The 23278-nt window shown below is 31.9% G+C and carries 22 protein-coding genes; 11 read left to right on the forward strand and 11 right to left on the reverse strand.

Going from position 1 to position 23278, the window contains the following annotated elements:
• Positions 1-7: 7 nt before the first annotated feature.
• The 7 genes from IWX84_RS12890 to IWX84_RS12920 all read right to left on the reverse strand — a co-directional run bounded on the left by IWX84_RS12890 (position 8) and on the right by IWX84_RS12920 (position 7036).
• On the reverse strand, positions 8-1291 hold the full coding sequence (locus tag IWX84_RS12890; protein ID WP_196851171.1) for a flippase: 1284 nt from the start codon (positions 1289-1291) through the stop codon (positions 8-10).
• A 13-nt stretch (positions 1292-1304) separates the two neighbouring features.
• Entirely contained in the window at positions 1305-1598 is a 294-nt protein-coding gene (locus IWX84_RS12895) for a hypothetical protein (RefSeq protein ID WP_196851172.1), read from the reverse strand.
• Between the two features lie 56 nt (positions 1599-1654).
• Positions 1655-2188 carry a hypothetical protein gene (locus IWX84_RS12900; RefSeq protein ID WP_196851173.1) on the reverse strand — a complete coding sequence of 178 codons (534 nt, stop codon included), beginning with the start codon at positions 2186-2188 and terminating at the stop codon, positions 1655-1657.
• A gap of 38 nt (positions 2189-2226) precedes the next feature.
• Complete coding sequence (locus IWX84_RS12905) at positions 2227-3213, reverse strand: hypothetical protein (RefSeq protein WP_196851174.1); 987 nt, start codon at positions 3211-3213, stop codon at positions 2227-2229.
• Positions 3214-3222: 9 nt separating this feature from the next.
• A complete protein-coding gene (locus IWX84_RS12910; protein WP_196851175.1) occupies positions 3223-4902 on the reverse strand; it encodes a DUF6909 family protein in 1680 nt (559 codons plus the stop codon).
• Between the two features lie 38 nt (positions 4903-4940).
• The gene (locus IWX84_RS12915) at positions 4941-6449 is read right to left on the reverse strand and encodes a GH3 auxin-responsive promoter family protein (protein WP_196851176.1); all 1509 of its coding nucleotides are present in this window, start codon (positions 6447-6449) and stop codon (positions 4941-4943) included.
• An 80-nt stretch (positions 6450-6529) separates the two neighbouring features.
• Positions 6530-7036, reverse strand: a complete 507-nt coding sequence (locus IWX84_RS12920; protein ID WP_196851177.1) for a peptidase — start codon at positions 7034-7036, stop codon at positions 6530-6532.
• Between the two features lie 214 nt (positions 7037-7250).
• On the opposite strand from IWX84_RS12920, the gene tatA reads away from it, so the two are divergent.
• The 7 genes from tatA to IWX84_RS12955 all read left to right on the forward strand — a co-directional run bounded on the left by tatA (position 7251) and on the right by IWX84_RS12955 (position 13729).
• Positions 7251-7430, forward strand: a complete 180-nt coding sequence (gene tatA, locus IWX84_RS12925; RefSeq protein ID WP_196851178.1) for a twin-arginine translocase TatA/TatE family subunit — start codon at positions 7251-7253, stop codon at positions 7428-7430.
• 199 nt (positions 7431-7629) lie between these two features.
• Positions 7630-7992, forward strand: coding sequence for an S-adenosylmethionine decarboxylase family protein (locus IWX84_RS12930; RefSeq protein WP_196851179.1), 363 nt, complete (start codon positions 7630-7632; stop codon positions 7990-7992).
• A gap of 3 nt (positions 7993-7995) precedes the next feature.
• Positions 7996-9195, forward strand: a complete 1200-nt coding sequence (locus tag IWX84_RS12935; RefSeq protein WP_196851180.1) for a DUF4178 domain-containing protein — start codon at positions 7996-7998, stop codon at positions 9193-9195.
• A gap of 211 nt (positions 9196-9406) precedes the next feature.
• Complete coding sequence (locus IWX84_RS12940) at positions 9407-9622, forward strand: DUF350 domain-containing protein (protein WP_196851181.1); 216 nt, start codon at positions 9407-9409, stop codon at positions 9620-9622.
• Positions 9615-11135 (forward strand): polyamine aminopropyltransferase, encoded by a 1521-nt coding sequence (locus IWX84_RS12945; RefSeq protein ID WP_196851182.1) that lies wholly within the window; start codon positions 9615-9617, stop codon positions 11133-11135. Before IWX84_RS12940 ends, IWX84_RS12945 begins: the two co-directional genes overlap by 8 nt.
• The gene (locus IWX84_RS12950; protein WP_196851183.1) at positions 11110-12738 is read left to right on the forward strand and encodes an NAD(P)/FAD-dependent oxidoreductase; all 1629 of its coding nucleotides are present in this window, start codon (positions 11110-11112) and stop codon (positions 12736-12738) included. Before IWX84_RS12945 ends, IWX84_RS12950 begins: the two co-directional genes overlap by 26 nt.
• Complete coding sequence (locus IWX84_RS12955; protein WP_196851184.1) at positions 12716-13729, forward strand: hypothetical protein; 1014 nt, start codon at positions 12716-12718, stop codon at positions 13727-13729. The genes IWX84_RS12950 and IWX84_RS12955 overlap by 23 nt, the downstream gene beginning before the upstream one ends.
• A gap of 2 nt (positions 13730-13731) precedes the next feature.
• On the opposite strand, the gene IWX84_RS12960 is transcribed toward IWX84_RS12955, so the two are convergent.
• On the reverse strand, positions 13732-15855 hold the full coding sequence (locus tag IWX84_RS12960; protein ID WP_196851185.1) for a Tex family protein: 2124 nt from the start codon (positions 15853-15855) through the stop codon (positions 13732-13734).
• A 117-nt stretch (positions 15856-15972) separates the two neighbouring features.
• On the opposite strand from IWX84_RS12960, the gene IWX84_RS12965 reads away from it, so the two are divergent.
• Positions 15973-16254 (forward strand): DUF1294 domain-containing protein, encoded by a 282-nt coding sequence (locus IWX84_RS12965; protein WP_231385494.1) that lies wholly within the window; start codon positions 15973-15975, stop codon positions 16252-16254.
• Here the strand turns inward: IWX84_RS12965 and IWX84_RS12970 are convergent.
• The 3 genes from IWX84_RS12970 to IWX84_RS12980 all read right to left on the reverse strand — a co-directional run bounded on the left by IWX84_RS12970 (position 16237) and on the right by IWX84_RS12980 (position 19004).
• Entirely contained in the window at positions 16237-17379 is a 1143-nt protein-coding gene (locus tag IWX84_RS12970; protein ID WP_196851186.1) for an ATP-binding protein, read from the reverse strand. The two genes, IWX84_RS12965 and IWX84_RS12970, sit on opposite strands and share 18 nt — an antisense overlap.
• 224 nt (positions 17380-17603) lie before the next feature.
• The gene (rpiB, locus tag IWX84_RS12975) at positions 17604-18032 is read right to left on the reverse strand and encodes a ribose 5-phosphate isomerase B (protein ID WP_196851187.1); all 429 of its coding nucleotides are present in this window, start codon (positions 18030-18032) and stop codon (positions 17604-17606) included.
• Between the two features lie 738 nt (positions 18033-18770).
• Entirely contained in the window at positions 18771-19004 is a 234-nt protein-coding gene (locus tag IWX84_RS12980; RefSeq protein ID WP_196851188.1) for a DUF2007 domain-containing protein, read from the reverse strand.
• 119 nt (positions 19005-19123) lie between these two features.
• Between IWX84_RS12980 and rnr the strand changes: the two genes are divergently transcribed.
• From rnr to IWX84_RS12995, 3 genes are read left to right on the forward strand one after another with little or no spacing between them, the layout of a single operon-like run.
• Positions 19124-21319, forward strand: coding sequence for a ribonuclease R (rnr, locus tag IWX84_RS12985; protein ID WP_196851189.1), 2196 nt, complete (start codon positions 19124-19126; stop codon positions 21317-21319).
• A gap of 2 nt (positions 21320-21321) precedes the next feature.
• The gene (locus IWX84_RS12990) at positions 21322-21987 is read left to right on the forward strand and encodes a head GIN domain-containing protein (RefSeq protein ID WP_196851190.1); all 666 of its coding nucleotides are present in this window, start codon (positions 21322-21324) and stop codon (positions 21985-21987) included.
• A 37-nt stretch (positions 21988-22024) separates the two neighbouring features.
• Positions 22025-22702: a LysE family translocator gene (locus IWX84_RS12995; protein WP_196851191.1), complete on the forward strand. Its 678-nt coding sequence runs from the start codon at positions 22025-22027 to the stop codon at positions 22700-22702.
• Positions 22703-23278 lie beyond the last annotated feature (576 nt).

Raw genomic sequence — 23278 nt, forward strand, 5'->3', positions numbered from 1 at the left:
GGTAAATCTACATAAAAGTTAAGAAACCTAGTTTCTTTTTAATAATAATAACAAAAACAATGTTAACTACTATGTTTGTTATTAAACTTGAAGTTGCAGCGCCTTCAATACCATATTTAGGTATCAAAAAAATATTTAGGATAACATTTAATAAAAATCCTAAAAAAAATATGTTTTTAACTATTTTTTGATGGTTTGTCATATTTAAAATCTGATCTACATTTCCAGTCATAGCATTAAAAAGTGACCCAATTGTAATTAATATTAATGTGTTCTTGCCTGCAACAAACCCGGGACCGAATAATTTTAAAATTAATTCACTGAAAAAAATTAAAGTTACTGCTAAAGGTATTGTGAGAATAATTACTAATTGAGTGATCCTATTTATAACCTTTTTCATTTCAGCGATATTATTTTTATAATACAATTCTGATACTTTTGGCATAATAAGAATATTCATTGAAACGACAAAAAAAAGGGTCAAATAACCAATTTTAAAAGCCGTATTGTAAATCCCGATCTGGCTTTCGTTTTCAATCCTACCCAACATAAGGATATCGGTCCAGTTTAATAAAATTAGAAAAACTCCACTCAACATCATTGGAAAAGATTTACTTATAATTCCTTTAAATGATATTGTAGGGTAAATTATTTTTTCTTTTTTGTAAAAAACAGCTACAAACCCAATAATTACTGTGATTAAAATTGAACTTACATAGGCCAGAAAAATGAAATGTTCAGAAAGATCATATTTATAAAAAATAGCCAATAATCCTATAAAAAAAACATTCGGTGATATAAAAAATAGTAGTCCATATGTGACAAACCTTTTAATTGAAATAAAATAATAACAAATTATTTCGTGAAGTATCATAAATGGAACGCTAAACCCCAGTATTAAAAAGTACGAGTAGAGATTCGATTTTTTGAATAGCACTTCTGAAAAAAACGAAGCTCCAACAGAAATAAATAAAATTGGGAACAATGAAACAACGAGTACAATTTTACTCATCTTTATCAATAATCCTTTTGATTTTATATCAGCATCAAATTCTCCGGTAAATCCCACAAAAGCATTAGGAATTCCCAAAGCAAAAACCACAGTTACAATTTGCAATACCGTTAAAGCGATAGTATAACTCCCAAAAACCTCTTCGCCGTAAAAATGGTTAATAAACCACATCGAAAGAAAACTAAATGCCATCGCTATCATTCTAAATGCAAAAATAATTCCCCCTTTAGAAAGTATAAAGCCTATAATGTCTTTATCCACAAGTAGTTTTTTAAGCATTTTTTGATTCTGTTTAAATTTCACAAAGCAATTTATTATTCAATAGTTGCCAATCAATCATTACATATATGGTATCCCAATGCATAGGAGTTGAAAGACTGGGAATTGAAGAAACACAAAGGAGTTTATTAAAGAAAAAAAAATCAAAGCGATTTTTTCTTAAATACCGGTCATCTGTTTTATTTATACATTTAATTAATTTCTGTTTATCTAATTTGAAAGAGAGTGGCAAATTATTTAGCGTATCAACTGCATCATGTGATCTAAAAATAATTGTAGTTTCAATATCCGTAGCAGTTAAAATCATTCCTTAAATTTTATATAAAATGATAAAAGGAATTTAGAAACTTCCTTTTATCACTTTTACTTTATAAGTTTTTCGATTTCTGTTTTTATTGCTAAATCATGGGGGTATAAAGATGCTCCCTTAACACTGTTTGGGTCTTTCCTCTTTAATGATCTTGTTTTATAATCAATAATTGTAGCATTCTCGTCTGCTCTGAAATAATTGAAAATATTGGTTTCATCTGCTATGAATTGCTTGTCAAAATAATTAAATTTAACCTTATTCAAGATAATTCCCTTATTCTCTCTGTTAACCCCAAAATCAAATCTGACTTTTATTGGCAGTACATCTTTTGGTAAATTAAAAGTAACTTGTTGCCGTACTTCTTTTCCTTCCACAGGAAGCCAAATTGAGCTTTGTTCAGTATAATCTTCGGCAGAATCTTGCGCATAATACAAATGAAGTGTATCATTCTTCTTGATTACTAAATCTAACGTGACTTTAAATAAATTTTTTGTATCGTCAATTTTTTGCTCTTTTTTTACTTCTTTTTTACATGAAATCAAACATAATATCATTGATAAACTTAGAAAAAATAATTTTACTTTCATTTATATTTCTTTTACTGTGATTGGATTTAATTCTTTAATTATTGTTGCAATTTTAATTTTTGTTTGCGATAAAAGCTAACAAAAAAATAATATACTATGAATGCAAATATAAATAAAATTGGCAGAACAAATTTTAATTTTCCGTTGATAGCACTAGTACTTTCGAGATTCAATACTGCACTGTCATCTTTTACAATTTTATTTAATCCAACAAGCTCGACTCTGTGAGATGCTTGCTCGTTAATTAAATTATCCTTCGTCTTAATAATGTCATTTAGTTGCGTGTTTTCATTATAATAAACTAGTTTATCGCTTTTTTGAGCACCGTTTACCATATTGGAAAATCCATTTAAAACATTGTTAATTTGTGAAATAATAGTGTCATTTTGACTCATCTTTATTTCAACATTTTTAATTGAAATCTTTTGAATTTTAGCAAAATAATCTGATTTATTTAAAAAATTCAACAACGGTTGAATCGTTGCTTTATCATTCGTTATTCCATTTGTTTGCAAAGAAATAGTATGAAAAATATAATTTTTACTAGTCAAATTATCTTCGAGGATTTTTTTAATATCCCCGTCTTCCGCCATCAACTTGATTAATTCAAAGTTTTCAGTTTTGTTTTCAATAAATTTATAGACATCATTAATGGGTTTTATCTCTATTTTTTTTAATTTCATAGGTCTATTTATACCTACAACTTCTTTTAAAAAAACCGTGTCTCCTTCATTGATTTTTGATTGGATCAAATCAATTTTTGAATACAAATAATCGGTGCTGCCAAAATTTGGTGTTACAATGATTTGACTATCATAACTTTTTTGCGTTTGGTCTAAAAATAATCCAATACCAACTCCTACTACCAACAAAATTACAATTACAATCGCATTTTTTATAAAAAACCGAATGCCATTGAATATAAGAGCATTAATTTTCTCGAAAAAACCTCCTATCTTTTTTGAAATTTGTGATAAGTCTAATTCCTGATCTTCTGGATTAGGTTGGGGTACATTTGTACTCATATTGTCTTTTTATTTTACGTTGAAAATTTGCTCCAATATTTTAATGGTAATCAAATACGTAGGTTTTACTCCTGTCGTTCCAAGTCCACCCGAAGCTAATGTGCTTCCGGTTTCAAGTGGATTATCCGAAGCATAATACGCATATCTCACTTTAATATCCAATGGGACACTCTTTCTGATTTTGGATGCGGATTGAATGGCTTTTTGATAATAAGAACCTTCCATTTCCAGACCAATAACTCCCCAAGTAGATTCGTGAAAGAATTTCAATAAATCTCTGTTTTGTAAGGAAGTTCCAAGTACAGTTACCATTGGTCCCGCAAAAACTGAAATGCCATTTCCTTCAAACATATCCGCAGTTAATTCATTTTCGAAAAAATAATTATCCGCCGTTCCCTCATTGATGTGAGCATTCGGAATCATAATATCTCCTTTTCCGCCTTCCAGAATACCTGCTTTTCCCATTATAGAAACGGATTCTACGTTGAGCAAAGTTTCTTTTTTATACGGTTTCAATAACTCGTCAATGCATTCATAAGCTTGCTCACCAAAAGCATAGTCCATGACAATAATTACGGGTTGTTTATCCCCTAATTTAGATTTTGGAAACGATGATTTAGCCCAATCAATTTTGGCAGTATCAAAAATTTGAACATCAATATTAGTTCCTGAAGTATCGGGCAACGAAATCATTCCGTGTTTCAGCGCTACTTCTTCCACTTGATTTCGAACTTCATTTGCTCCCTGCTTGCTCAATTCTTCATAAATAAAGAAATCTGATTTGCCTTTGAACTTGGTTTTTAAAACCTCCGTTGCAAAAATAGAGTTCATTACGCTATGCATATTGGCACTAATCACATGAATAGGTCGTCCTAAAAGTTCATTTTCTTTCAGCACCTCCTTGATGTTGGTTGCCCATATTTCGCCATGAATATGATGTCCTAAACGTTCTCTCAAAATAGGACTGAACGTTATCGTTCTCTTGTTATCATTAACTATTTCTTCAATTGCCAATTTTCCCAACCAAAAAATCACGTGTAAAAAGCGATCCGGCGAAGCAGCGGAACCAAATGAATCATAAATATCTAAAACCTCTTCAAATGTTCGTCCAAGGATATTCGCAGCATGTGAAATCGCTTTCTCTTTTTCTATAAGAGTCAGTTTTTTGTTTTGGGAAACCGCCTGTTCAAGTTTAAACCAATCGCGCGATACTTCACCGGCGTCATCCAGCAAAACTCGATTTCTGATTTTATGGGATTCAATGAAAATAAACGTCAAATGCGTCAAAATATCATAGATGTCGGAACGTCCACGGGTAATTTCTACATTCATTTGTTCCTCGTCAATTCTATAGCAATTACGACGTCTTTTAGGCGGAACAATCGCTTGAAAATGAGATTTGGAATATCCCTCTTCCGAAGTTAAATTAATAAAACGACATTCTTCAATTCCTAAAGGAAGACGTTCAATAACATATAAAAGCCCATTTAATTCTACTTTTTCTTCACCAATATTTCCATATATTTCAGGGCGTAACGCCAATAAGGCTTCGCGTAAAGTATCCCCAGAAATTCCCATTGGTTTATAAAAACCTCTATTGAATAAATGGCGCATCGTGATGTACATTTTTTCAATAGCTGCCGATGATTCTTGTGCTCTGGATCTTGATATATTTTTAGTTTCTTTCATTCTTTTTATTTTCTAACCCGTAAATGTAATTCTTTTATTTAAAGTTTTAATAAATCCACAATCTTCCTGTCATTAGAAAGTCTTGGAATTTTATTCTGACCTCCTAATTTTCCAATGGATTTCATATAATCCTGAAAACCATTTTTTGCCACTTTTGTAAGTACCACTTTTTTCAATACGTTCCCCACAATTAAATCGTCATAATAGATGTTTTGCTTTCTCATGGCATTGTCTATCGCTTCCGCAAAAGCTGCGATGTCTTCCGGTTCGTTCTCAAATTCGATGAACCATTCATGATATGGCAATCCTTCAGCTGGTGTGATTTGTGGCGCAACAGTAAATTCATTAATCCGAATAGTAGTTCCAATTATCGCTTCCTGCAAGGCACTTTCTACTTCCTTGCCAATCACGTGTTCCCCGAAAGCCGAAATGTAATGCTTGATTCTTCCGGAAACAATTATTCGATACGGTTTCAATGAAGTAAACTGGACGGTATCACCAATATTATATCCCCAAAGTCCCGCATTAGTAGAAATAATCAAAACATAGTTTACGTTCAATTCTACCTCGCCAATGGTATAACGTCTCGGTCCCGTCCCGAAACTTCGGGATTCGGGATCGGCAGAAAATTCGTCACTTTTAATAAATTCGTAGAAAATACCACCATTCAAAAGCAGTAACATTCCCTTTTCTTTTTGGGAATCTTGGTAGGCAAAAAATCCTTCCGAAGCGGGAAATAACTCGATGCTATCCACTTTTCGACCAATCAGATTTTCAAATTTAGCGCGATACGGTTCATAATTCACCCCGCCATAAATAAACAAATTGAAGTTTTTGAAGATTTCACCTACCGGCTTTCCTCCTTTTTGCTGCAATTTTTCAAAATACATTTGCACCCAAGAAGGAATTCCTGAAATCACCGTCATGTTTTCGTTAAATGTTTCTTTGACAATCGCATTTACTTTGGTTTCCCAATCTTCGATACAATTGGTTTCCAAAGAAGGCATTCTGTTTTTTTGCAAATACTTAGGAACAAAATGAGCCACAATTCCTGATAATCTTCCTAGTTTTATTCCGTTTTTTTCTTCCAGAATTGGGCTTCCTTGCAGGAAAATCATTTTTCCGTCTACAAAATCAGCTTTGCCGGTTTCATGAATATAATGTAAAATCGCATTTCTAGCCGCTTCAATATGATATGGCATCGATTCCTTTGTCAGCGGAATATATTTGGCACCAGATGTTGTGCCGGAAGTTTTGGCAAAATAGAGCGGTTTCCCTTTCCAAAGTACATTCTCCTCCCCTTTAACTACTCTGTCTACATAGGATTTCAACCCTTCATAATCTCGAACTGGAACATTTTTCGCAAAATCGGAACTTGTTTTTATGGCATCAAAATGATGGTCCATGCCAAATTGAGTTCCCTTAGCATCTTTGATTAACTTTTGTAAAACTTTTTTTTGGGTTTCAACAGGATTATCGGCCCACTTCTGTGTTTTCGTATATATTTTCTTTGCAAAAAGTTTTGCAGCGACTGATTTTATTGACATTTTTTTTATCTTTTTAATTTTTTTATGCCATGAAGAATCAAAGGCACCAAGATTTTATTATAAGCTAAAAACCCTATTTATTATTTTGAGTTTTGGCTCGTCCCCTTAGGGTAGGCTGGGTGGGAATCTTCTTTCGTCACTTGTGTTCTTAATTCCAATTCTTCTTTTGACGGAGATAAATTAACCTGTGAAGGTACGTCTTCGGTTGCCGCAAGTATCGAATCTTTATTGAATTTTGCAAATTCTAATTCACCCGTTAATACTTTCTGAATTGATTTGATGTAAGCCTCGTTTTTCTTCAAGGCAAATGACAATGAATCCGCTTTTAAAGCTAATTGGGTCGCATCTTTTTTAAGTTTTGAAGAAGAATATCCCGGAATAAATTCTCGTAAAGGCGTAAAAGCGATAATAAAAGTGGTAACCGTTATAATAATAATTGTACTCAAAGTAACAAATACGAACACATTCATCAAAGTAAGTTTCAAAGAAAAAGTTTCCTCAAAAGTATCTTCGTTTAGAATTATTAAACGTCTTTTATTGAATAGATTTTCCTTTATTATTTTACGTTTCTGTCTTTTTTTGGACATACAATTTGATTATTGAACAAATATAAACAATTATTGCTATTGCTGGTATTTGAATCCTTTCAACCCTTTGCAGGAAGTTAAAAAAATATTTTAATAAATTTTTAACGTTGTTGAAACCAAATAACTGCCTTGAAATGAGTTCCTATTAATTTATTCTAATTACCTTTGTCTATAGTTTTTATTACAAATTTGCTTCGGCATAAATTATTCAATCATGGGAAGATTTGGTGTTACAGAAATCCTTGTTATATTAGCCGTTGTTTTATTACTTTTCGGAGGTAAAAAAATCCCGGAATTAATGAAAGGTTTAGGAAGCGGAATTAAAGAATTCAAAAACGCTGCTAAGGATGATAACCAGCCTGCTGATAAAAAAGTAGACGAAGAAACAAAATAAAAAAAAGGCTTTTCTAAATTTGAAAAGCCTTTTATTTATAGTTTAAATTATCATTGCAAATAGGTTTCTTTTCTAGTCTCTAAGTTAACTTTCATTTTAAAATTATAAATAATATATTACAATACTATTAAATTTATTACTTTAGTCAATATTTTACTGCTCTAAAATAGTAAAGTAATATCTAAATATTAGTTTTTTAATGGTGATTAATTCTTATTCCCCTGGTTTACATAAACTTGTTACTCTTGAAGTACTGCAAAAAGAGAAATTAATTTCTAGTGAGAACTTTATAATTTTTTCTGAAAATTTAATTCATCAATATAATTTAGAGAAAGTAGGTGTTACTATTCATAATTTTGATAATAATAGTTTTACCATTTCTATTTGTTTGAAAGAATCCCATATTTGTATTCATACTTGGCCTGAATTCAATCAATTAACCTTAGATGTCTATTTGTGTAACTACCTTCAAGACAATACCTATAAAGTAAAAGAGATTACTGCCGCATACATTGACTATTTTGAAGCAAAAATTCTAAAAGATTTCGAAATTAACCGATAGTATATGACCGTTACTTGTAATAATTGCAATACAACAACAACTCTTGAAGTACATTTTGAAGTAACAACTTTTGCTTGTCCAAATTGTACTTCCGTTTATAGAAACACTCGTGAAGAGGGGCTTAAATTCTATAAAAAACGAGAAGCTTATTCATTTGACGAGAAGTTTGACCTAGGACAAACGGCCAGTTTCAACAATTCTGAATATAAAATTACTGGAATTCTTATCAAGGAAAACAAAGGTTTTGAATGGGCAGAATATATTTTAGAAGGAAAACAGACCGATTCCATCTATTTATCCGAAGCGGCTGGGCATTGGATTATTTTGAATGAAATTACTTTTGAAGAAAAAGTAAATAATCATCCTTTAACTTTAGAATATGAGGATGTTACTTACGACCAATTCGATTATTATTATCCCACATTTGCTGCTGCACAAGGTTTTTTTGATTTTGATGTTTTTGACAAATTTGAATTAATAGAATATATCAACCCTCCTTTGATGCTTTCTTTTGAAAAAATGGGTCACGAACAAACCGCCTATTTAGGAAAACACATTTCAAAAAGTGATATAAAAAGAGCTTTTGGCACTTCCAATTTACCATCAAAAAAAGGCATTGGACAAGTGCAACCTTTTATTTTCAATATTCGAAATTTAGCCATAACCCTCTGTTTGGTTGCCATATTGATTCTTCTTACCAATTGGTATCTCAATAAAGACCGTGTAGAACAAAAGGTGTTGAATACTGAAATTCCGTTTGACCAATTTACAACTAAAGATTTTGTAACCGCTTCGTTTGATTTAAAAGGAAGTGCTGCCCCTTTGTCTATAAGAGTAAACTCGAATGTTGATAATTCTTGGGCTAATGTGCAAGTGGCCTTGATAAATGAAACAACAAGTGAAGAAATTTATGCCAACAAAGACATTGAATACTATCACGGATACACCGATGGTGAGAACTGGACTGAAGGAAATACCACCGAAGAATTTAACATTTGTGGCGTAGCTGCTGGTAAATACCATTTGTCCATTACACCAATGAAAGCTGCTGAAGATTCTCAAAATCAAAAGGTTCAAATTCAGGCAACTTGGTCAAGTCCTTCTTCGAGAAATGTTTGGATGATCTTTATATTTATGGGTGTATTTGTCATCGGAATGTATTATCTCGAGAAAAATTTTGAAGAAAGAAGATGGAATGAATAACAACTAAGTGTATGGAAAAAATTATACCTTTTATTAAAAACAATTATCTTATACTGCTATTGGGATTATTTTTCTATGGTTTTTTTATTTATTACAACACAACAGGAAACCAAATATGCGATTGCGAATCGACCGAAAATTATAAACCCAATTCAACAAACAGAAGCAGCATCAATCGCTTTTATCACAAATAATCAAAAACCAAAATACTATGGATATTTTAACTATGAAACCCGTTTTAGCTTCAGTTGTTTTTTCGCTTATTGGAATTGTCATTCTATTGACAGCCTATTTTATCATCGAAAAATTTACGCCAGAGAATACTTGGAACCAAATTTCAAAAAACAATAATGTGGCTTTGGCAATTGTTTTTGCTGCCTTTATCATTGGAATTTCGATGATTATTAGTGCCGCTATTCATGGGTAAAAAGTTTTTAAAATTTGAATACTTACTGCTTTTTGCCGTATTTACGATTGCAACCTGCGGACTTGTTTACGAACTGGTAGCGGGCACTTTGGCTAGTTATTTATTGGGCGATTCCGTAAAACAATTCTCTTTTATCATTGGGGTTTATCTTTTTTCGATGGGGATTGGTTCCTATTTTTCGAAATTTTTAACCAAGAATCTGCTCCATACTTTTGTTGAAATTGAAATTCTGGTTGGGTTAATTGGAGGATTAAGTTCCGTCATTTTATTTCTGTTGTTCGAAAGCATCTATTCCTTTCAATTGATACTTTACTTCCTTGTTTTTATAACGGGATGTTTGGTCGGATTAGAAATTCCGCTCTTGATGAATATTCTAAAAGACAAGGTCGAGTTTAGAGATTTAGTTTCTAATGTTTTTACTTTTGATTACATCGGAGCATTATTGGCCTCCATCCTATTTCCGCTTGTTTTAGTACCAAAACTCGGCATTATGGGCACTTCGTTATTCTTCGGAATGATTAATGTTTCTATTGCGATTGCCTTGTGTTATTTGCTTAAAAAAGAATTAAAAAAAATACATTTATTAAGAAGCAAAGCCATTCTATCATTTTTAATATTGCTCACCGTTTTTTTATTTTCAGATAAAATTTTATCTTATTCAGAAGGAAAACTGTATGGTGAAAATATTATTTACACCAACACAACGCCATATCAAAGAATCGTTTTAACCCACAACAAAAGCGATTACCGATTGTACCTCAACAACAATTTACAGTTTAGTTCCGCCGATGAATACCGTTATCACGAGGCTCTAGTACATCCTGCTTTATCGATGGCAAAAAACGTGAACAATGTTTTGGTCTTAGGTGGTGGCGATGGACTGGCTGTTCGAGAAATCTTGAAATACAAAGACGTCAAAAAAATAACCCTTGTCGATTTGGATGAAGGAATGACCAAAATGTTCAAAACCAATACAATATTAACAGGTTTTAATAAAAATTCGCTCAACAATCCTAAAGTAACCGTTTACAACAAAGACGCTTACATATGGGCAAAAAACTGTCAAGAAAAATTTGATGTCGTTATTATTGATTTTCCCGATCCGTCCAATTATAGTTTAGGAAAACTGTATTCGCTTAATTTTTATGTTAGCCTTCAAAAATTATTAAATCCAGATGCTGTTGCCGTGATACAAACCACCTCTCCTTATTTTGCTCCAAAATCATTTTGGTCTATTAATAAAACGGTAATGCAGGTTTTTCCGCAAGTAGATGCTTATCACGCTTATGTTCCTTCGTTTGGCGAATGGGGCTATACCATTGCAATCAATGGTTTTGGAACTACATTTAATACTGTAAACCGAAAAGTAAATACCCTCCGTTTTTACAATTATCAATTTGATAAATTCAATTATTTTTCTCAGGATATGATTTCAAAAGACATTGAAATCAATCGATTAGATAACCAAATTTTAGTACGCTATTTCGATGAAGAATGGGGAAAATTACAATAATTCAAGAAGAAACTTCTTCAAAATAATAGCTGCTTCTTTACTGGTTATTCCTTTTTTGGATGCTTGTAAAGAAAAAGTGGTTACGTTGCTGATTCGATTATCGGGAACCAATCATATTTTAGGTCACCGCCTTCGGGTTAAAAATTTTCCAAAACCAATACAAGAAATTTCTATTCCCTATTTAATAGTTGGCGGAGGAATTACCGGTTTAAGCGCCGCCAGACAATTAACCAAAAAAGGAATTACAGATTTTTTGATAGTCGAATTAGAAGATCATTTGGGCGGAAATTCATCCAATGGAGAAAACAAATATTCTAAATATCCATTAGGTGCCCATTATTTGCCTTTACCCAATTTGGAAGATAAAGCCTTATTGCAATTTTTAGAAGAAGAAAAAATTATACTGGGTTATGACTCCAAAGGTTTTCCAAAATTTGATGAAACCCAACTCACTTTTGCTCCCGATGAACGTTTATTTTATAAAAATAATTGGCAGGAAGGAGTTGTTCCAAAATCAGGAAATACACTTTTAGAAGATAAGGAATTAGTTCGTTTCTTTAAATTAATGGATGATTTTAGGACTCAGAAAGACGAACAGGAAAAATATTGGTTTATGATTCCGCTTTCTGAATCTTCCGAAAATGAAGCGCTAAAAAAATTGGATTCTGTCACGATGAAACAATGGTTTGATGGCAATCAATTTACATCAAAACCGCTGTATAATTATATTGATTATTGTTGTAGAGATGATTTTGGTTTGGGAATCGAATATGTTTCGGCCTATGCTGGAATTCATTATTTTGCAGGAAGAAAACAAAATGCTTCAACAGATAAACAAGATACTGTACTTACTTGGCCTGAAGGAAATTCACGATTAGCACATCATTTGCAAAAATATGTAAAAGGAAGATCGCTAAAAAACCATTTGGTTTTCGAAATTAAAACCGACAAAAATAAAGCCGTTGCCAAAGTATTTGATAATAAAACAAATACCACCATTGCCATAACAGCCGATAAAATATTGCTTGCAACTCCGCAGTTTGTAAATCAATATCTATTGGAAAACCGGAAAGATTTAGCTTCTAATTTTCATTATACACCTTGGTTATTGGCAACCTTGGTTGTTTCAGATTTATCGGACAATGGCAGTTTTCCACTATGTTGGGACAATGTAATTTATGGTTCAAAAGGGCTGGGATATATTTATGACCAACAGCAATCTTTGCAACAAGTTCAAGAAAAAAAAGTAATTACCTATTATTATAGTTTTTCATCTTCCGATTTAAAAAGAACACGAAAGGATTTATATAAAAAACCGAAAGAATATTGGCAAAAAATGGTTTTTGACGATCTAAAAATAGCACATCCCAACACTGAATTGCTTACAGAAAGTATTGAAATTCATTTATTAGGACACGGAATGATAAGTCCTGTTCCTGGTTTTATTTATGGTCAAGCAAAAAAAGAAGCCTCGAAACCTATTGACAATACAATCTATTTTGCCCATAGTGATTTGTCAGGAATTTCGATTTTTGAAGAAGCCTTTCATCAAGGAATTAACGCAGTAAATACAATGCTAGATGCAACAACCATGGATTCATAAACCAAAAACAGACAGCCTGTTTATTTTATCTCCCTCCTTCTTGGTTGTTGCAGTTGTGTTTTTATTCCAAAATCAACTCCGTCAAATCGAAGATAAATATTCGTTTTATACTTGGCTTTTTCTAATTGTTTTTATTGATGTGGCTCACGTTTATGCCACTTTATTTAAGACCTATTTTGTATCAAATGAATTCCAAAAAAGGAAAAAATTATTGATTGGATTGCCTATTTTGTGTTTCCTGATCGGAATGATTTTGTTTTCTTTTGGAAGTGGTGTATTTTGGTCTGTACTGGCTTATGTCGCCGTTTTTCACTTCATAAGACAGCAATATGGTTTTATGCGTTTATATGCTCGAAATGAATCTAAAAAATGGGCTTGGATTGATAATCTAGTTATTTATACCGCCACTATTTATCCTATGTTGTATTGGTTTTTATCTGCTCCCAGAAAATTTAATTGGTTTGTGGAAAATGAATTTTTGCATTTTGAAAATCCTATTTTGATTACTATTTTGAGTTGGGTTTATGGTTTCATCCTTCTTTTTTATGTGATGAGAACGAGTTATATTGCCAAAAAAAACAATTATTTTAATATTCCAAAAAACGCAATAATATTGGGAACTATTTTGTCCTGGTTTTTTGGAATCGTTTATTTCAATAACGATTTAATTTTCACTTTACTAAATGTTGTTTCCCACGGAATCCCCTATATTGCATTAGTTTATCTAAAAGAAATTGATGAAAAACCAACTGCAGAATTGAATGGGTTGTATTATTTTAAACATTTCAAAGGGCTTTTACTTTTTCTCGCAATTTTAATTTTTATTGCTTTCTCTGAAGAATATCTTTGGGAAATTTTAGTTTGGAATGAGCAATTTTCAGGCATAACAAAAGATTTTTCTAATTGGTATTTTTTAGTGGTACCGCTATTAACAGTACCACAATTTACTCATTATCTCTTAGATGGATTTATTTGGAAAAGCAATAAATAAATCTAAATTATCATTGTCAACTGAATCCGTTTTCTATCTTCATCAACTTCCGTTACTTTTACCTGAACGTGTTGGTGTAGTTTTACCACTTCGTTTACATCACTCACAAACCCCGCTTTAAGCTGTGAAATGTGAACCAAGCCACTTTCTTTCACGCCAATATCCACAAAACATCCAAAATTGGTGATGTTATTCACAATTCCCGGTAAAATCATTCCGGTTTTTACGTCTTTTATGCTTTTTACATTGGGATCAAATTCAAATACTTTAGCCGATTTTCTTGGATCCAATCCTGGTTTCTCCAATTCTTTGATGATGTCTTTCAATCCCAACAAACCAATCTCTGGTGTAATGTAATTTTCTGGTTTTATTAAAGTCGTTTTTTCTGTATTGGCAATTAAATCATTCACCGTCAATTTCAAATCCTTAGCCATTTTCTCCACAATTCCATAAGCTTCTGGATGAACTGCCGAATTATCCAACGGGTTTTTAGCATTCGAAATTCGGATAAAAGCCACACCTTGTTGGTACGCTTTTTCACCTAATCGCGGCACTTTTTTGAGTTGTTTTCGATCCGTAAAAGGACCATTTTCCGAGCGATATTGAACAATGTTCTCGGCCAGCTTCTCTCCTATTCCACTCACATAACTCAACAAATGTTTACTCGCCGTATTGATATTGATACCAACGGAATTCACACAACGAATCACGGTATTATCAAGTTCTTCTTTCAACTTATTTTGATCCACATCATGCTGGTATTGGCCTACGCCAATGGCTTTTGGGTCAATTTTCACCAATTCTGCCAAAGGATCCGAAAGTCGTCTCCCAATAGAAATCGAGCCACGAACCGTCACATCATAATTAGGAAATTCCTCTCTTGCAATTTTCGATGCGGAATAAACAGATGCGCCAGCTTCTGAAACAATGAAAACCTGAACCGGTTTGTCGAAAGCTATTTTCTTGATAAAAAATTCGGTTTCACGCGAAGCGGTTCCGTTTCCAATGGAAATCGCATCAATTTTATAAGAATTCACCATCGAACGAATTTTTTTCATCGCCATGGCTTCCTCTTTTTGTGGCGCATGCGGATAAATCGTTTCATTGTATAGTAAATCTCCTTTTTCGTCCAAACAAACAATTTTACAGCCACTTCTAAACCCTGGATCAATCGCTAAAATTCTTTTTTCACCTAAAGGAGGCGCTAACAATAACTGCCCCAAATTATTTGCAAAAACCTGAATCGAATTGGCATCAGCCTTCACCTTTGCTTCTTGTAAAGCTTCGTTTGAAATTGCCGGATTTAACAATCGTTTGTAACTATCCTCTATCGCTAATTGTACGTGTGGTGTGGTTTTATTTTGACTTTTTAAAACTAACGCATCAATAATATCATACGCTTCATCAATATCGACTTCGACTTTAAACTTAATAAAACCTTCGTTTTCGGCACGAAGCATCGCTAGTAATCTGTGTGAAGGTGCTTTTGTCAAAGGTTCTGACCATTCAAAATATTGATTGAATTTCTGTGCTGCTTCTTCGTCTTTCTTCGTTTTTACTACTTTGGTTGTAATGGTGGCTTTGCGTTCGTACAATCTTCGGAGTTGTTTTCGAACATAAATATTTTCATTAATCCATTCGGCAATAATATCTCTGGCTCCTTGTAGTGCTGCTTCTTCATTGCTGACATTTTCGTTTAAATATTGTGTTGAAATAAAGTCGACATCATCATTATTTTGCGCCATGATGATTTTAGCGAGCGGTTCCAATCCGTTTTCACGAGCAACATCGGCCTTGGTTTTTTTCTTCTTTTTATAAGGCAAATAAAAATCTTCCAATTCCTGTAAGTCAAAACTGTTTTGGATTTTTTTCTCTAATTCTGGACTAAGCGCATTTTGTTCCTGAATCGATTTTAAAATCGCTTCTTTTCGTTTTACAATGACTTCGTAATCTTTTTGGAATTTGGCAATTTGTTCAATAAAAACTTCGTCCAGATTTCCGGTTTTGTCTTTCCTGTAACGGGAAATAAATGGAATCGTACAATCCTCTTTTAATAATTGAACTGTGTTTTGAATATTAATTGCTTCAGTAGAAACATATTTAGCTATAAATTGTATATTGGTCATCCTGTAATTAGATAATTTTAAATGTATTAATCTGAAAAAGTTTTAATTAGAAAAATGAAATCGTCTAATTAATTTTTAGCTAAAATAATAGCTTTTAACTTCAAATTTATATCAATTATGACTTTATTATATAGTTTTTTGACCTTGAATATTTTAGCTTTTATAATTACAGCTTATGATAAACGATTGGCAATTGTGCATAAAAAAAGGATTTCCGAAGAAACCCTTTTGACTTTTGCTGCTTTTGGCGGCACCATTGGTTCGGCATTAGCCATGTATTTTTTCAATCATAAAACATCTAAAAAATATTATCTTTTTAAGTTTTACAGAATTGTATTTATCCAAATTTTAGTGGTTTTGGGATTGTTATATCTTGACTTTCTAGAGTATGAAATCTAAATAATTACTCTTATTAATCACTTCGAAAGTTGCATCAGGGTACGCTTTTGCAAAAGCGGTCGGAATTTTGACTTTTTTCTTTTCGTTCCATTTAAATTCAAAACCGTGAAGTTCCTCTACTGTTTCTTCCAACCAATCTAGTTCTTGCTGATCATAAGTTCTCCAAAAGTAATTTTTAGCTTTTATCTTTTGATAATTTTGCTTTTTGACTCTTTCTGAAGCGAGATAATTTTCCCATAAATCGCCAATATCGGTTCTGGAATCCAAACGATTAAAGTTATTGATGATGCCATTCCGAATGCCATTATCATAAAAATACCACCGGCTCGATTTTACAATTTCCTTTCGCAGATTCCTGCTAAAACCTTCCACTTTGAAAATTATAAATACTTTAGAAAGCAAATCTAAATAGTTGGCAACGGTATTTTTAGACATTTGTAATTGAGTTGCCAACTCCAGCAACGAAACCTCTTTACCTAATTGATATGCTATCAAACGCAACAAATCGTATATTTTATCGGAATGCTTGATGCCATCAAAAATCAAAATGTCCTTTAACAAATAGGAGTTGATGATTTCATACAAATACTCCTTTTTATCTTCCCAATCCGTGTATTGCTCCAATTCCGGATAACCGCCAAAGAGCAATCGTTGTTCCAAATTTTCGGTAGTTTGTTTGTAATTTTCATAAAGAGCAAACTCCATTTGTGCCAATGGAAAAAGAAATAAAGTATTTTTTCGTCCCACTAATGGCTCGCCCAGATTATTATTCAAATCAAAAATAGAAGAACCCGTCGCAATGATTTTTATACCAGGAATAGAATCAACAATCAGTTTTAAAATCAAACCGATATCGGGAATAATTTGAGCTTCGTCTATTACCAGTAAATCTATATTCAATAACAATCGTTGGTAATTACTCACGGAACGTTCCTTGAGTAAATTTGCATCATTAATATCTTCTCCGTTGAGTTTCAAGTAACTTTCACTAGGAATAGTTTGAAGATAATTTATTATCAGTTCCGTTTTTCCAACACGGCGTGCCCCTAATAAAATCAATACTTTATTTGGAAGTAATTTTCGGTTAAATTCTTGGACAATGGCTCTCTTAAAATAATTTCCCATACTACTTGTTTTAGAAATCTAGAACAAATATACATAAAAAACGTTAATTCGGTCAACGTACTGACTGAATTAACGTTAATTCAGTCAATGCACTGACCAAATTAATATAAATTCAGTCAATGAAATTAAAAAATAAACTGATGAAAATAAAAAATCGCCCAATTATTTTGAAATAATTGCACGATTTTTTTAAGATAATAGGGTATAGTATCCTATTTTATTTACTAACAGCTAATTTTGTCTACTCTGTTTTGATGTCTTCCGCCTTCGAAATCCGTATTTAAAAATGTCTCGACCATTTCAATTGCTTGTGGTATAGAAGTAAAACGCGCTGGTATACTTATAATATTGGCATTATTATGTTGGCGAGCCAAAGTTGCAATTTCCTTCATCCAACATAAAGCGGCACGAACTTTCTCGTGTTTGTTGGCTGCCATGGCGATTCCATTACCGCTTCCGCAAATAATGATTCCAAAATCAGCTTTTTCATTTGACACATCATTTGCAACCGCATGCGCAAAATCAGGATAATCTACACTATCTACAGAATCGGTTCCGTAATTAGTTACTTCATGTCCTTTTGCTTTAAGCATTTCAACAATTGCCTTTTTGTATTCCGGGCCAGCGTGATCATTTCCTATGGAGATTTTCATTTTTTATTTTATTAAGTTGTGTGGGGCAAATTTAGCCAAACAATTTTATATATATGGTTTAGTGAATTTGTTTATTTGTTAAAAATAATTTGGTTGAAGACAATCATTTTAAGACCGAATTCTAACTATCACATTATTAAAAACATAGCATTATTGTTCATTATGTTATTTATATAAACCGTTGTTAACCAATACATATAATATAATAGAATTGTTAATTTTTTACATTGTTAATAGCAAAACGCAATCACTTGATATTCAGTTAACTTTAAATTAACATAGATTGTTCATAAGTTTAGATAGAATATTAGAAGTTTTTTTGGGTGGTAAACAAAAAATAAGTAATCCAAAACGCACTTTAGAAATCCAAATTTTGTTTGGTGAAATTTTGGAATAGTTATCAATATAAAAAAGTAGTTTATTAACAAAAATTTTAGAAATACTTATTTACAAAAACAATTCAGTTTAGATTATTAACCATTGTTAATTAAAATTTAAAAACACTTTAAAACTAATCCTTTAAGCTAATATAAGTATGTTGATAACTCTACATAACATCTTAAAAGTTCATTTCAATACATTTTAAAATAAATTTATTGTAACTATTAACAAGCTATAATAACAACCAAAAAATAATTTAATTTTAATTTTTCTTTTTGTTTATTTAAATAGATGTTGATAACATTTGAGTTTTTAAATTTTAAAATCATCTTTAAAAAAAGTAAAAAGTCTGTTTCTTTATACGATTCGAAGATTATTATTGAGATTGTCTAATATAACTTGAACGGCTTGAAAATCGTTTGGATGTATTTTTAGTTTGATTCCACCTAAAGCTGCAGAGTAAAAAGGAACGACCGCCAACGTAGTTTCATTTTCGAAAAAATAATGAATTCCCTCTTGATCTAAAATATGTTTTAGAACAACAATTTCATGTGAATAATTAAAAATAGCAATGGTTTGAAAGTCTTCCATTTTAATTGTTTTTATAAAGATACAACTATTCTGTAAAGTTATATTTTCTTTAAATCTGTTAACCATTTATTGATAACCATGAACTATTTCGTAATTTTATGGCTTATAAGAAAAGTTGTATGAGTAAAAGATTAAGAAAGCCGATAAAAAAAGGGAAAGATTTCTCTGATAAAATATTAAAAATATTATCCCAAAGTGCTAATAAAGCATTCAATTATAAACAAATAGGAGCAAAGCTGGAACTCGATGATACCGAAAGCAGAAATCAAATTATTAAAGATTTGAAGATTCTGGCTTCTCAAGATAAAATTATAGAATCAGAACCCGGAAAATATTTGGTTAAAGCAATAAGTAAAGATTATTACGAAGGTAAAATTGATATGACAGGCCGTAAAACGGCTTATTTTGTTTGTGCTGAACTGGAAGAAGATGTTTTTATTCCAACCAATAATTTAAATCACGCTTTAGACAAAGATATTGTTAAAGTCTATGTTTACAACAGAAGAAAAGGAAAGAGACCTGAAGGCGAAGTCATTGAAGTGATTGAAAGAAATAAAACTGACTTTGTTGGTGTAATTGACATTCAAGCTAATTTTGCTTTTGTTTCTACTGCCAATCCAAAAATGTATACTGATATTTTTATTCCAAAGGATAAAATAGGAGAGGCAGAGCAAGGAGATGTAGTTTTGGTTCATATCGAAGATTGGCCAGCAAGAGCGGATAGTCCTTTTGGTTCCGTAATTAAAGTTTTAGGGAAACCAGGAGAACATGACACGGAGATTCATGCTATTCTTGCCGAATATGGATTACCATCAGAGTTTCCTATTGAAGTGGAAACGTTTGCACAAAAAATTGATACATCGATAGAAGCAAGTGAAATTGCCAAACGTCGTGATATGCGCGATACGTTGACTTTTACCATTGATCCAAAAGATGCCAAAGATTTTGATGATGCTTTATCCTTTAAAAAATTAGAGAACGGAAATTACGAAATAGGTATTCATATTGCCGATGTTTCTTATTATCTGGAAGAAGGAACTATTCTTGACGACGAAGCGTATCAAAGAGCAACTTCGGTTTATTTAGTAGACAGGGTAGTGCCTATGTTACCGGAAGTGCTGTCTAATTTTGCTTGTTCGTTACGTCCAAATGAAGAAAAATATACATTCTCTGCTGTTTTCGAAATAACAGAAACAACACAAGTGGTAAATCAATGGTTTGGTAGAACTGTAATTTATTCGGATCAGCGTTTTGCTTATGAAGAAGCGCAGTACATCATAGAGACCAAAGACAATACAATTCCAGAAGAAATATCTATTACCGGAAGTTCATATGTAGTTTCAGATGATATTGTTTCTGCGACGCTTAAAATGGATGAATTAGCTAAAATTTTTAGAAAAAGAAGAATGGCCGATGGCGCTATTTCTTTCGATAAAGTCGAAGTAAAATTCAATTTGGATCAAGACGGAGAACCTCAAGGTGTTTATTTTAAAGTGTCAAAAGATGCCAATCATTTGATCGAAGAATTCATGCTTTTGGCCAATAGAAAAGTGGCAGAATATATTGGTAAACAAAAGAAAACTTTTATTTATAGGATTCACGATGAGCCAAATGAAGACAAATTAATTGCGATGCAAACTTTAATTGCAAAGTTTGGTTACAAAATAGATTTTAGAAACAAAGGAGACATTTCAAAATCATTGAATGCTTTGATGGAAGAAGTGAATGGTAAAAAAGAGCAAAATTTAATTGACACTCTTGCGATTAGAAGTATGAGCAAAGCCAAATATTCTACAGATAATATAGGACATTACGGTTTAGCATTCGAATATTATTCTCATTTTACTTCACCAATTCGTCGTTATCCTGATGTAATGGTGCATCGATTATTGCAACATTATCTGGATGGAGGAAAATCTGCTGATGAAGAAACGTATGAAACGAAATGTGTTCATTCTTCTACCATGGAAGGTTTAGCGACAAATGCGGAAAGAGATTCTATCAAATACATGCAGGTAAAATACATGCAAGATCATCAGGATCAAGAGTTTTTGGGTGTAATTTCCGGTGTAACAGAATGGGGAATATATGTAGAAATTATAGAGAATAAATGCGAGGGAATGTGTAGAATTCGAGATATAAAAGATGATTATTACACTTTCGACGAAAAACAATATGCACTAACTGGCGCAACATCTGGTAAATTATTACAATTGGGAGATGAAATTTACGTTAAAGTAAAAAACGCCGACCTGGTAAAAAAACAATTGGATTTCAATTTTATAAGACGAATTGAAGACATAGCAAAACCGTAAAAATGAAAAAAGTATTTATAATTGCATTTGTGTTATTAACTCAATTAACATTTGCACAGATAACGAGAAACATAGGGGATTTTAATGAAGTCAGAGTATTTGACAAAATCAATGTGAAATTAATTCCATCTTCAGAAAATAAAGTAGTCATTACTGGAAATAGAGCCAATGAAGTGGAAGCGGTAAATAAAAATGGCATATTAAAAGTTAGAATGCCTTTTCCAAAATTACTTTCAGGCAATGATATTATAGTGAAATTGTATTTTAAAAAATTAGAAAACATTACTGCAAGCGAAGGAAGTTATGTGTCAGGAGAATCTACTTTTAAGCAAACTATTTTAAATTTGAATGCCAAAGCTGGAGCAGAAATAAAAGTGACTGTTGATGTAGAAAAAGTAAATGTTATGGCTAATGCAGGCGGAATAATTGACTTAGCAGGAACAGCATTAAATCAAGATGTTGTTATTACTTCTGGAGGTATGCTAAAAGCAAAGGATTTACATACCACACAAACATCAATAAACGTTTCTGCAGGAGGAAATGCAGATATATATGCTACCACATTGGTTGATGCAAAAGTGAAAGCTGGAGGCTCTATTTTCATATACGGTAAACCTAAACAAATTAATAAAGAAGTTTTCATAGGCGGAACTATCACAGAAAAATAATAGTTTTGCAATTCTATTTGATAAATTTTAAATTTTAATGATAAACGATATTTTATCCGGTATTCCGTGGGGAATTTTCTTAAGTTTTATGATAGGTCCTGTCTTCTTTATTCTGCTGGAAACAAGTATTATAAAGGGATTTAGAGCAGCATTAGTTTTTGATTTAGGTGTGATATTGGGTGATATTGTATTTATAGGAATCGCATATTTAGGTAGTTACAGACTGATTCAAAGTCTAAAAGATAAGCCTGCTCTTTTTATTTTTGGCGGTATATTGATGTTGGTTTATGGTATTATTTCTTTTTTACAGTTAAAAAAGGAAGAAAAAGTAAATACTGATATTATTGATAAAGAGATTATTAAAAAGAATTACGGAAGTCTATTTTTAAAAGGATTTTTTTTAAACATTATTAATATTGGAGTTCTTGGTTTCTGGTTGGCAATTATTATTTCAGTTGGTCCAAAACTGGAAATGCAAACTTCTAGAATGATCAGTTTTTTTGCTGCCGTAATTTTATCTTATTTGTTTGTTGATTGCATTAAAATTTTATTAGCCAAGCAGTTAAAAAACAAATTAACTCCTTTAAATATTTTAAAAATTAAAAAGGGAATTAGTATTGTTTTAATGATTTTTGGAACGGTTTTGATAACCCAAGGTTGGTTTCCAAAAGAAAAACAAATGGTTAAAAATGCTTTAGAAAAAATAGAAAAATAGTTAAATAAGTTTTATTTCAAAAATATTTAGCCTAAATCGGATAGTAATATTCCGATTTAGGCTTTTTTGTATTTATGATTCTCTAAAAATATGGGTAATTTCAGTAGGTCGATTTACAGTTTATATTTGTTGTTTAGAACAATTTTTTTGTCATTCCAACGAAGGAGGAATCTCATTGTTTTGAGGAATATTTTCGATGAGATTCCTCCTTCGTCGGAAAGACAGACTTGATTAATATTTGCTAATTATATCACATCCATTCCAGTAAATTCATATGTATTTTGGTATTACTTAATTTTTCTAAAAATTAGACATAAAAAAACCTCCAAATTTCTTTGAAGGTTTTAGAAGCATCTCCCGAAGCTTCGGGACGGATTCGAACGTTATCTTTACTTAATTTTTCTTAAAAATTAGACATAAAAAAACCTCCAAATTGCTTTGAAGGTTTTAGAGGCATCTCCCGAAGCTTCGGGACGGATTTGAACGTTATCTTTACTTAATTTTTCTTAAAAATTAGACATAAAAAAACCTCCAAATTGCTTTGAAGGTTTTAGAGGCATCTCCCGAAGCTTCGGG

It is taken from the genome of Flavobacterium sp. CG_9.10 (genome assembly GCF_015752245.1).
Classification (GTDB): Bacteria; Bacteroidota; Bacteroidia; order Flavobacteriales; family Flavobacteriaceae; genus Flavobacterium.

Excerpts from the sequence above, each read along its gene's own strand:
- IWX84_RS12960 (WP_196851185.1), bottom strand. The coding sequence starts at position 15,855 with ATGACCAATATACAATTTATAGCTAAATATGTTTCTACTGAAGCAATT.
- IWX84_RS12970 (WP_196851186.1), bottom strand. The coding sequence starts at position 17,379 with ATGGGAAATTATTTTAAGAGAGCCATTGTCCAAGAATTTAACCGAAAA.
- IWX84_RS12945 (WP_196851182.1), top strand. The coding sequence starts at position 9,615 with ATGGGTAAAAAGTTTTTAAAATTTGAATACTTACTGCTTTTTGCCGTA.
- IWX84_RS12890 (WP_196851171.1), bottom strand. The coding sequence starts at position 1,291 with ATGCTTAAAAAACTACTTGTGGATAAAGACATTATAGGCTTTATACTT.
- IWX84_RS12915 (WP_196851176.1), bottom strand. The coding sequence starts at position 6,449 with ATGTCAATAAAATCAGTCGCTGCAAAACTTTTTGCAAAGAAAATATAT.
- IWX84_RS12980 (WP_196851188.1), bottom strand. The coding sequence starts at position 19,004 with ATGGAAGACTTTCAAACCATTGCTATTTTTAATTATTCACATGAAATT.
- IWX84_RS12950 (WP_196851183.1), top strand. The coding sequence starts at position 11,110 with ATGAAGAATGGGGAAAATTACAATAATTCAAGAAGAAACTTCTTCAAA.
- IWX84_RS12935 (WP_196851180.1), top strand. The coding sequence starts at position 7,996 with ATGACCGTTACTTGTAATAATTGCAATACAACAACAACTCTTGAAGTA.
- IWX84_RS12965 (WP_231385494.1), top strand. The coding sequence starts at position 15,973 with ATGACTTTATTATATAGTTTTTTGACCTTGAATATTTTAGCTTTTATA.
- IWX84_RS12940 (WP_196851181.1), top strand. The coding sequence starts at position 9,407 with ATGGATATTTTAACTATGAAACCCGTTTTAGCTTCAGTTGTTTTTTCG.
- IWX84_RS12930 (WP_196851179.1), top strand. The coding sequence starts at position 7,630 with ATGGTGATTAATTCTTATTCCCCTGGTTTACATAAACTTGTTACTCTT.
- IWX84_RS12905 (WP_196851174.1), bottom strand. The coding sequence starts at position 3,213 with ATGAGTACAAATGTACCCCAACCTAATCCAGAAGATCAGGAATTAGAC.
- IWX84_RS12995 (WP_196851191.1), top strand. The coding sequence starts at position 22,025 with ATGATAAACGATATTTTATCCGGTATTCCGTGGGGAATTTTCTTAAGT.
- IWX84_RS12955 (WP_196851184.1), top strand. The coding sequence starts at position 12,716 with ATGCAACAACCATGGATTCATAAACCAAAAACAGACAGCCTGTTTATT.
- IWX84_RS12895 (WP_196851172.1), bottom strand. The coding sequence starts at position 1,598 with ATGATTTTAACTGCTACGGATATTGAAACTACAATTATTTTTAGATCA.
- rpiB (WP_196851187.1), bottom strand. The coding sequence starts at position 18,032 with ATGAAAATCTCCATAGGAAATGATCACGCTGGCCCGGAATACAAAAAG.
- IWX84_RS12900 (WP_196851173.1), bottom strand. The coding sequence starts at position 2,188 with ATGAAAGTAAAATTATTTTTTCTAAGTTTATCAATGATATTATGTTTG.
- IWX84_RS12910 (WP_196851175.1), bottom strand. The coding sequence starts at position 4,902 with ATGAAAGAAACTAAAAATATATCAAGATCCAGAGCACAAGAATCATCG.
- tatA (WP_196851178.1), top strand. The coding sequence starts at position 7,251 with ATGGGAAGATTTGGTGTTACAGAAATCCTTGTTATATTAGCCGTTGTT.
- IWX84_RS12920 (WP_196851177.1), bottom strand. The coding sequence starts at position 7,036 with ATGTCCAAAAAAAGACAGAAACGTAAAATAATAAAGGAAAATCTATTC.
- rnr (WP_196851189.1), top strand. The coding sequence starts at position 19,124 with ATGAGTAAAAGATTAAGAAAGCCGATAAAAAAAGGGAAAGATTTCTCT.
- IWX84_RS12990 (WP_196851190.1), top strand. The coding sequence starts at position 21,322 with ATGAAAAAAGTATTTATAATTGCATTTGTGTTATTAACTCAATTAACA.